Raw genomic sequence first — 8,750 nt, 5'->3', positions numbered from 1 at the left:
CCCGCCCCCCCCGCCGGCCGCGCCCCCCCCCGGCGCGGGGGCGGGGGGGGCGGGGGCCCCCCCCCCCGCCGGGGGGGGGGCCGGGGGGCCCCCCCCCCCCGGCCCCGCGTTTCCCGCCGGAGCTGGGGCGGCACCGCGGCAGGACGGCGGCGAGGCGGCGGCAAGCGGCTGATACCCGGGTGACCATGTGTTTCCGGGCGCTACGCTCTGTGTCCGCGAGGCTTTCTCTTTTGTTAAGCTTTTGGATCTGACGCGTGAGGGGTGTAGCCGAGTGGTGACCCTCGCAGGAGTGATGTGCGCCTCCCTGTGGACATTCCGCGATCCCGGGCTGTGGAGATTGCGTGGAAAGTACAGGGCTTTGGCGTGTCTCGCATGAGAACAGTATGAAAAATGGAACACCGGCTACCGCTCCGGCGTGCCGGGTCCGCGTGGTTTTCCCAGATGGCTGATGGTTTACAGCGGCTGTACCGGGGGTGTCTCTCACCTTTCCGGCGCCTTGCGTGGCGGTCACGCAGAGTGCAACCATCACGCTGCCCCCATCGTCTTAGGTAGGTTGCTCTGTGTCTGTGCCGCGTGATGCCCATACTCCGACCACGGCAGTCGTGCTTGCCGGTGGCACCGGCCAGCGGGTGGGCCTGTCGATTCCGAAACAGCTTCTGAAGATCGCGGGCAAGGCTGTTATCGAGCACACCCTCGCGATCTTCGAGCAGTCGGAGAGCGTCGACGACATCATCGTGCTGATGGCGCCCGGGTTCGTGCCGGACGTGGAGAAGATCGTCGCCAAGGCCGGCTTCACGAAGGTCAGCAAGGTCATCGAGGGTGGCGGGACGCGCAACGAGACGACCGAGCGCGCCATCGAGGTGCTCGGCGAGGGGCTCGCGGAGGGCGAGGACCGCAATCTGCTCTTCCACGACGCGGTGCGCCCGCTGCTGTCGCAGCACGTGATCACCCACTGCGTCGAGGCGCTCCAGCGCTACCAGGCCGTGGACGTCGCCATCCCCTCCGCCGACACGATCATCGTGACGCGCACCCACGGGGAGGACGGCGAGTTCATCACGGACATCCCGGACCGTTCCCGGCTGCGCCGCGGGCAGACCCCGCAGGCCTTCAAGCTCTCCACGATCCGCAGGGCGTACGAGGCCGCCGCGAAGGACCCCAACTTCCAGGCGACGGACGACTGTTCCGTCGTGCTGAAGTACCTGCCCGACGTTCCGGTGCACGTCGTCGCGGGCGACGAGTACAACATGAAGGTCACGCAGCCCGTCGACGTCTTCATCGCCGACAAGCTGTTCCAGCTGGCCTCCACCGCGGCGCCCGCGCAGGCCGACGAGGCCGCGTACCGCGATCTGCTCTCCGGCAAGACGATGGTCGTCTTCGGCGGCTCCTACGGCATCGGCGCGGACATCGCGCAGATGGCCGAGGGGTACGGCGCCACGGTGTACGCGCTCGGCCGCTCCACCACGGGTACGCACGTGGAGAAGCCGGAGGAGGTGGACGAGGCGCTGTCGAAGGCGTACGCCGACACCGGCCGCATCGACTACGTCGTCAACACCGCGGGTGTGCTGCGCATCGGCAAGCTCGCCGAGACCGACACCGCCACCATCCAGGAAGCGCTCAACGTCAACTACCTGGCGCCGGTCCAGATCGCCCGCGCCTCGTACAAGTACCTGGTGGAGAGCAAGGGCCAGCTCCTGCTGTACACGTCCAGCAGCTACACGCGGGGACGCGCCGAGTACAGCCTGTACTCGTCGACGAAGGCCGCCATGGTCAACCTCACCCAGGCGCTCGCCGACGAGTGGGCCGGCGAGGGCATCCGGGTGAACTGCGTGAACCCGGAGCGCACGGCGACGCCGATGCGCACCAAGGCGTTCGGTGAGGAACCCGCGGGCAGCCTGCTGTCCTCGGAGGCCGTGGCCCGTACGTCGCTCGACGTGCTGCTGTCGGAGCTGACCGGGCACGTCATCGACGTACGCCAGCAGGACCCGACGGCCGGGGCGTCGTCGGCCTCCGGGTTCGAGCAGGCGCTGGCCGCCGTGCTGGACCGGCATGGCGATGTGTAATAATCATTGACAAGTTGCACTAATCGGGCCTCTCGGTCAATCGCTCGGCTGCGCCGGCGAATGGACCCGGAGGCCCGACTGCGTGAAGTTCCACTTCACTTTTCCGATACATCGTGAAATAACCGGCAACCCTCTGGAGCAGGTTCTCCGTGATTTCGACCGCCATTCGACTGGCCCGTGTGGGCAGCGGGTCCGAGCTGGCCGCGGCAGTCCTCATGGGACTGGGTTATCCGTGCGTGATGCTGGCCGCGTTGATTCCGAACGTCTGGTTCTTCGCGGTGGCAGCGGCCGTCACCTATATCGCCGACCGCTACCTGCACCAACGCGGCAGCTATTTGATAAACCGTCTGGAAAAGGTCCGGGCCGGCGTGGCGATCCGGTTCCTCGCGCGCCAGCTCCTCCTCATCCTGCTGCTCGCGCGGCTGCACCTGGCCGGCGCCTCGCTGATGTACGTGGCGGTCGCGGGCTTCCTGGTCTTCTACGCGCTCAACACCGTGCAGGGCGCCCTGGTCACCCTCATCAGGAAGCGCCGGTCGATGCCGGTCGTCACCCGCAACATCGACCTGAGCGCCCTCCGGATTCCGAACGCCCCGCCGCGGTTCCTGATGGCGCAGTCGGTCGCCAAGATGCTCCACCTCGACCTCCCGATGGAGGTCGGCGTGTTCGCCGCCGCCGCGGGCGGCACCTTCCTGTACGGATACCTCGGCGCAGCCGTCTCCACCGGCCTCGGCGCCCTGTACATCCTCGTGCTCGCCCCCAGCCTGAGCAAGCGCCGTATCGTTCCGGCGGCTCCGCGGGTCCTCGCGGCGCTCGACACCTGGCTGCGCTCCTACCGGCCGCGGACCGTCCTGTACTTCTCCGGCTCCAAGGAGTCCGCCTACCAGGTCAACATGTGGCTTGAGGCGATGGAGGAGGTCGAGCGGCCCCTGATCATCCTGCGCGAGCGCGGCATCACCGCCCAGCTCGCGCCGACGTCGGTGCCGGTGATCTGCGTGCCGGGCGGCACGAACCTGATGAACCTCGACCTGTCCACGGTGCGGGTCGCGCTCTACGCCGCCAACGTCGGCAAGAACATCCACCTCCTGCGCGTGCCCACGATGAAGCACGTCTTCATCGGCCACGGCGACAGCGACAAGCTCGCCAGCGTCAACCCGTACTCCAAGGTCTACGACGAGGTGTGGACGGCGGGGCGCGCCGGGCGCGACCGGTACGCGCTCGCCGACGTCGGCGTCAGGGACGACGACATCGTGGAGGTGGGCCGCCCCCAGCTGGCCCCGATCCAGTCCTGGAGCGGTGCGCCGAAGAACCCCGTACCGACCGTGCTCTACGCGCCGACCTGGGAGGGCTGGGACGACAACCCCGGCAACACCTCCCTGCTGCTCGCCGGCGAGAACATCGTCAAGAGGCTGCTGAAGGCCCCGTCGCCCGTACGGGTCATCTACAAGCCGCACCCCTTCACCGGCATCCGCGACAAGAAGGCGAAGGCCGTACACCAGCGCATCGAGGCCATACTGGAGGCCGCCAACGCCACCCGCGCCGCCGAACCCCGCTGGGTCAAGGAGGCGGCCGAGGCGCGCGCGGGACACCGCGAGGCGGCGGACACCCTGGCACGCGTCGAGGCGCGGCTCGCCGGGCTCGCCACCTCGGGCAGGACCGGCGGCGACGAGGCGGAGGTGTCCCGCCTCTCGGTCGCCGACCAGGAGCGCCTGGACGAGACGAAGCGGCTGCGCACCGAGTGGAACGACGCCTACTGGCGCTCCTTCGGCTGGTGGGAGCACAGGACCGTGACGGGCGCGGAGCCGAAGCTCTACGACTGCTTCAACGAGACCGACGCCATGGTCTCGGACATCTCCAGCGTGGTGTCCGACTTCATCGCGAGCGGCAAGCCGTACGCGGTGACCGACTCCGCCGGTATCGGCGTGGCCGAGTTCCGGCGGCAGAACACCGCCGTGCGGGCCGCGGTCATCCTCTCCAACGACGCGCACGAACTCGACGAACTGCTGTCCGCCGTCACCGACCCGTCCGCGGACCGGCTCAAGGCGCGCCGCTCGGAGCTGAAGCAGTACCTGCTCGGCCCGGAGAAGCCCACCTCCATCGAGCAGTTCAACGCCGCCATCGACGCGCTCGCGGTCAAGGCCGAGGCCCGCAACACGGGCGTCGCGGGGCGCCTCGAGGACTCCGAGGAGGCGGCGGGGCTCGACGACTCCGCGCCCGAGCCGGGGGACACCGAGCGCGACGCGCACGACTCGCCCGTGGGCGGCTGAAGGCGGCCCCGGGCGCCGGCGGAGGAGAAGTGAAGAAACGCGCAGGGGTGCGGCGGGAGATCCGCCGGACCCCCGCGCATCGTCCACAGCACCGCCGCGGCCACCCTCCGCGACGTGACCCACGCCATGTCTCATACTCGCCCTTCCGTGCAACCGCGAGCGGCTGTCTCATGTCTTACGGCGACATGAACGGTCACTTGATCCGCGGTCCGCGCGGCGCCGGAACCCCGCCGGGCGGGGTTCCCGCGTGGGTAGAGTCGGACCGTCGGGCCAGGCCCGTACCGCATCATCGTGTCGGCAGGGGATACGCAAAGTGAAGGCACTTGTACTTTCCGGAGGCGCTGGCACGCGCCTGCGGCCCATCACCCACACCTCGGCCAAGCAACTGGTCCCGGTGGCGAACAAGCCCGTGCTGTTCTACGGGCTCGAAGCCATCGCGGAGGCCGGGATCACCGAGGTCGGCGTCATCGTGGGGGACACGGCGCAGGAGATCCGCGAGGCGGTCGGAGACGGGTCGCGGTTCGGCATCCGGGTCACCTACCTCCAGCAGGACGCGCCGCTCGGACTCGCCCACGCCGTGCTGATCGCGCGGGAGTTCCTCGGCGACGACGACTTCGTGATGTACCTCGGCGACAACTTCATCGTCGGCGGGATCACCGGGCTCGTGGAGGGCTTCCGCGAGGAGCGCCCCGACGCGCAGATCCTGCTGACGAAGGTGCCCAACCCGACCGCGTTCGGTGTGGCGGAACTCGACACCACGGGCGCGGTCGTCAACCTGGAGGAGAAGCCGAAGGAGCCCAAGAGCGATCTCGCGCTCGTCGGCGTCTACCTCTTCACGCCCGCCGTCCACGAGGCGGTGCGCGAGATCGAGCCGTCCTGGCGCGGCGAGCTGGAGATCACGCACGCCATCCAGTGGCTGATCGACCAGGGCCGCGACGTCCGCTCCACCACGATCTCCGGGTACTGGAAGGACACCGGCAACGTCACGGACATGCTGGAGGTCAACCGGCTGGTCCTGGAGAGCGTCGAGCCCGTCTGCGAGGGGACGGCGGACGAGGCGAGCGAGATCGTCGGCCGGGTCAGGATCGAGGCGGGCGCCACGATCACCGGCAGCCGCATCGTCGGCCCCGCGGTCATCGGCAGGGACACCGTCGTCAAGGACGCCTACATCGGCCCGTTCACCTCTGTGAGTGAGGGCTGCCGGATCGAGGACAGCGAGATCGAGTACTCGATCGTCCTGCGGAACTCCTCGATCCGCGGCGTACGCCGTGTGGAGACCTCGCTCATCGGCCGCGACGTCGAAGTGACGCCGGCCCCCCGCAACCCGTCCGTCCACCGCCTCGTCCTCGGCGACCACAGCAAGGTGCAGATCTCGTCATGACCACTCGCATTCTGGTGACCGGCGGCGCCGGCTTCATCGGCTCGCACTACGTCCGCACGCTGCTGGGCCCCGAGGGCCCGGGCGGCGTCTCCGTCACGGTCCTCGACAAGCTGACGTACGCGGGCAACCCGGCCAACCTCGACGAGGTGCGCGAGCACCCCGGGTTCGACTTCGTACAGGGCGACATCTGCGACCCCGAGCTCGTCGGCAAGCTGATGGCCGAGCACGACCAGGTGGTGCACTTCGCGGCCGAGTCCCACGTGGACCGGTCCATCGACGGGGGCGCCGAGTTCGTCCGTACGAACGTCGTCGGCACGCACACGCTGATCGACGCCGCGCACCGGGCCGGCGTCGGCGTCTTCGTGCACGTCTCCACCGACGAGGTGTACGGCTCCATCAACACGGGCTCCTGGCCGGAGACGGACCCGCTCGCGCCCAACTCGCCCTATTCGGCGGCCAAGGCGTCCAGCGACCTGATCGCCCTGTCGTACCACCGCACCCACGGCCTCGACGTGCGGGTGACCCGCTGCTCCAACAACTACGGGCACCACCACTTCCCGGAGAAGGTCATCCCGCTGTTCATCACGAACCTGCTGGACGGCAAGAAGGTCCCGCTGTACGGCGACGGCGGCAACGTCCGCGACTGGCTGCACATCGACGACCACGTACGCGGCATCGAGCTGGTCCGTACGCGGGGCCGGGCCGGCGAGGTCTACAACATCGGCGGCGGCACCGAGCTGTCCAACAAGGAGCTGACCGGCCTGCTGCTCGAGGCGTGCGGCGCCGACTGGGACACCAGCGTCGAGTACGTCACCGACCGCAAGGGCCACGACCGCCGCTACTCCGTCGACTGCTCGAAGATCCGCCGGGAGCTCGGCTACGAGCCCCGCAAGGACTTCGCGGCGGGCCTCGCGGAGACGGTGAGCTGGTACCGCGACAACCGCGCCTGGTGGGAGCCGCTGAAGGAGCGCGCGGCGCTCTGAGCGGGGCGGGGCCCGCCCGGCGGGGCCGTACAGCGTCACAACGGCGGCGCCGGCGTCCGGCCGGCGCCCGAGCGAACGGGAGCGATGGATGAACGGCGGCGGCTGGCTGGTCACCGGTGCGGGCGGCATGCTGGGCCAGGATCTGCTGGCGAGACTCGCGGCGGACGGGGACGCCGCCACGGGCCTCGACCGCGCGGCGCTCGACATCACCGACCCGGCGGCCGGGCGCGCCGCGTGCGCGGCGCACCGCCCGTCCGTGGTGGTCAACTGCGCCGCCTGGACGGCCGTGGACGACGCCGAGGCCAAGGAGGACGAGGCGCTCGCCGTCAACGGCGAGGGCCCGCGGGTCCTCGCCGAGGCCTGCCGGGCGGCGGGCGCCGTGCTCATCCAGATCTCCACGGACTACGTGTTCGCGGGCGACGCGGCCGCCCCCTACGCAGAGGACGCGCCGACCGCTCCCCGCTCTGCCTACGGCAGGACGAAGGAGGCGGGGGAGCGCGCGGTGCTCACCACCCTCCCGGAGACCGGGTACGTCGTGCGCACGGCGTGGCTCTACGGAGCCGGCGGCGGCAACTTCATCCGCACGATGATCCGCCTCGAAGGCGTCAAGGACACCCTCGATGTGGTGAACGACCAGCGCGGCCAGCCCACCTGGACGGTGGACCTGGCCGGGCTGCTCGCGCGGCTCGGCCGCGGCGCCCTCGCGGGCACCGCGCCGGCCGGCGTCTACCACGGCACCGGCGCGGGCGAGACGACGTGGTTCGGCCTCACCAGGGAGATCTTCCGGCTGCTCGGCGCCGATCCCGAGCGGGTGCGGCCCACGACGAGTGCGGCATTCGTGCGCCCCGCCCCCCGGCCGTCCTACAGCGTTCTCGGCCACGAGCGGTGGGCCGCCGCCGGCCTCACACCCCTGCGGAGCTGGCGCGATGCCCTGGAAGACGCCTTTCCCGCACTGCTCGCCGTTGAACGTGGCACGACATCCACAGCAAATTAGCGGGTGCGGGAGTTTACGAGCCGTCCGGAGAGCGACTAACTTCGCTGGGAATCAAGGCAAATCTTTGTGATTCTCAGTGAAGGGCTCCACAGTGGACCGCCACGGCTTCCTCCGCCAACTGCACCGTGTGTACAAACCCCGGAACTACTTCGAGATCGGGGTCAACGACGGCCGCAGCCTGACCCTGTCCCGCGTCCCGTCCGTCGCCGTAGATCCGGCGTTCAAGGTCGTGACGGAGATCGCCTGCGATGTCCACCTGGTCAAGCAGACCAGCGACGACTTCTTCGCCCGCAAGGACCCGTTCCTGCACCTGCGGCCGGGCCGCAACCCGTTCCGCGCGCTGGCGCGCCGCGACCCGATGGCGATGTTCGGGGGCGACCCCAAGCTGGAGCTGGCGTTCATCGACGGCATGCACATCTTCGAGTACGCGCTGCGCGACTTCATGAACGTCGAGAAGCACGCGCAGTGGTCGAGCGTCGTCGTCTTCGACGACATGCTGCCCCGCAACGTGGACGAGGCCGCCCGCGACCGCCACACCGACGCCTGGACCGGTGACGTCTACAAGGTCGCCCAGGTCCTGCGGCGCTTCCGCCCGGACCTCACGGTCGTCGAGGTCGACACCGCCCCCACGGGCGTCCTCGTGGTCTTCGGCATGGACCCGTCGAGCACGGTCCTCAAGCACAACTACGACGCGATCCTCAAGGAGTACGTGGTCCAGGACCCGCAGGACGTCCCGGAGGCGACCCTGACGCGCAAGACGGCCGTCTCCCCCGAGGCGCTCCTGCGCGCGGGCTTCTGGAGCGACCTCTCGCGCGCCCGCGATCTTCGCAAGTCGCGTTCCGCTTTCACGCCGATCCGCAAGCGGATCGAAGCCGTCGGCAACTGACCGACGGGCCGGGGGGGGGGGGGGGCCCCGGGGGGGGGCCCCCCCCCCCCCCCCCCCCCCCCCCCCCCCCCCCCCCGGCCCCCCGGGGGCCGGGGGGGGGGCGGGCGCCGGGGGCACCGCCGTGCTCACCCAGGTGCTGACCGGGACCGGCGGGGTGGGCAAGACCCAGCTGGCCGCCGACT

At 70.1% G+C, this 8,750-nt stretch carries 6 protein-coding genes; all 6 read left to right on the top strand.

The features are described 5' to 3' along the window. The first annotated feature begins 560 nt into the window (after positions 1-560). Positions 561-2,060 (top strand): bifunctional cytidylyltransferase/SDR family oxidoreductase, encoded by a 1,500-nt coding sequence (locus tag LCE31_RS31975; protein ID WP_225020616.1) that lies wholly within the window; start codon positions 561-563, stop codon positions 2,058-2,060. 149 nt (positions 2,061-2,209) lie between these two features. Continuing rightward, positions 2,210-4,324 carry a hypothetical protein gene (locus LCE31_RS31970; RefSeq protein ID WP_225020614.1) on the top strand — a complete coding sequence of 705 codons (2,115 nt, stop codon included), beginning with the start codon at positions 2,210-2,212 and terminating at the stop codon, positions 4,322-4,324. A gap of 313 nt (positions 4,325-4,637) precedes the next feature. Next, complete coding sequence (locus LCE31_RS31965) at positions 4,638-5,705, top strand: glucose-1-phosphate thymidylyltransferase (protein ID WP_225020612.1); 1,068 nt, start codon at positions 4,638-4,640, stop codon at positions 5,703-5,705. Beyond that, positions 5,702-6,688, top strand: coding sequence for a dTDP-glucose 4,6-dehydratase (rfbB, locus tag LCE31_RS31960; protein ID WP_225020610.1), 987 nt, complete (start codon positions 5,702-5,704; stop codon positions 6,686-6,688). Before LCE31_RS31965 ends, rfbB begins: the two co-directional genes overlap by 4 nt. Before the next feature lie 88 nt (positions 6,689-6,776). Beyond that, on the top strand, positions 6,777-7,682 hold the full coding sequence (rfbD, locus tag LCE31_RS31955; RefSeq protein ID WP_225020608.1) for a dTDP-4-dehydrorhamnose reductase: 906 nt from the start codon (positions 6,777-6,779) through the stop codon (positions 7,680-7,682). Between the two features lie 91 nt (positions 7,683-7,773). Next, on the top strand, positions 7,774-8,568 hold the full coding sequence (locus LCE31_RS31950; RefSeq protein ID WP_225020618.1) for a class I SAM-dependent methyltransferase: 795 nt from the start codon (positions 7,774-7,776) through the stop codon (positions 8,566-8,568). The last annotated feature ends 182 nt before the right edge of the window (positions 8,569-8,750 follow it).

The organism is Streptomyces sp. 8L, from assembly GCF_020176795.1.
GTDB lineage: Bacteria > Actinomycetota > Actinomycetes > Streptomycetales > Streptomycetaceae > Streptomyces.
Note: the sequence above shows the minus strand (reverse complement) of the source record. Positions and strands in the feature narration are given on the sequence as shown.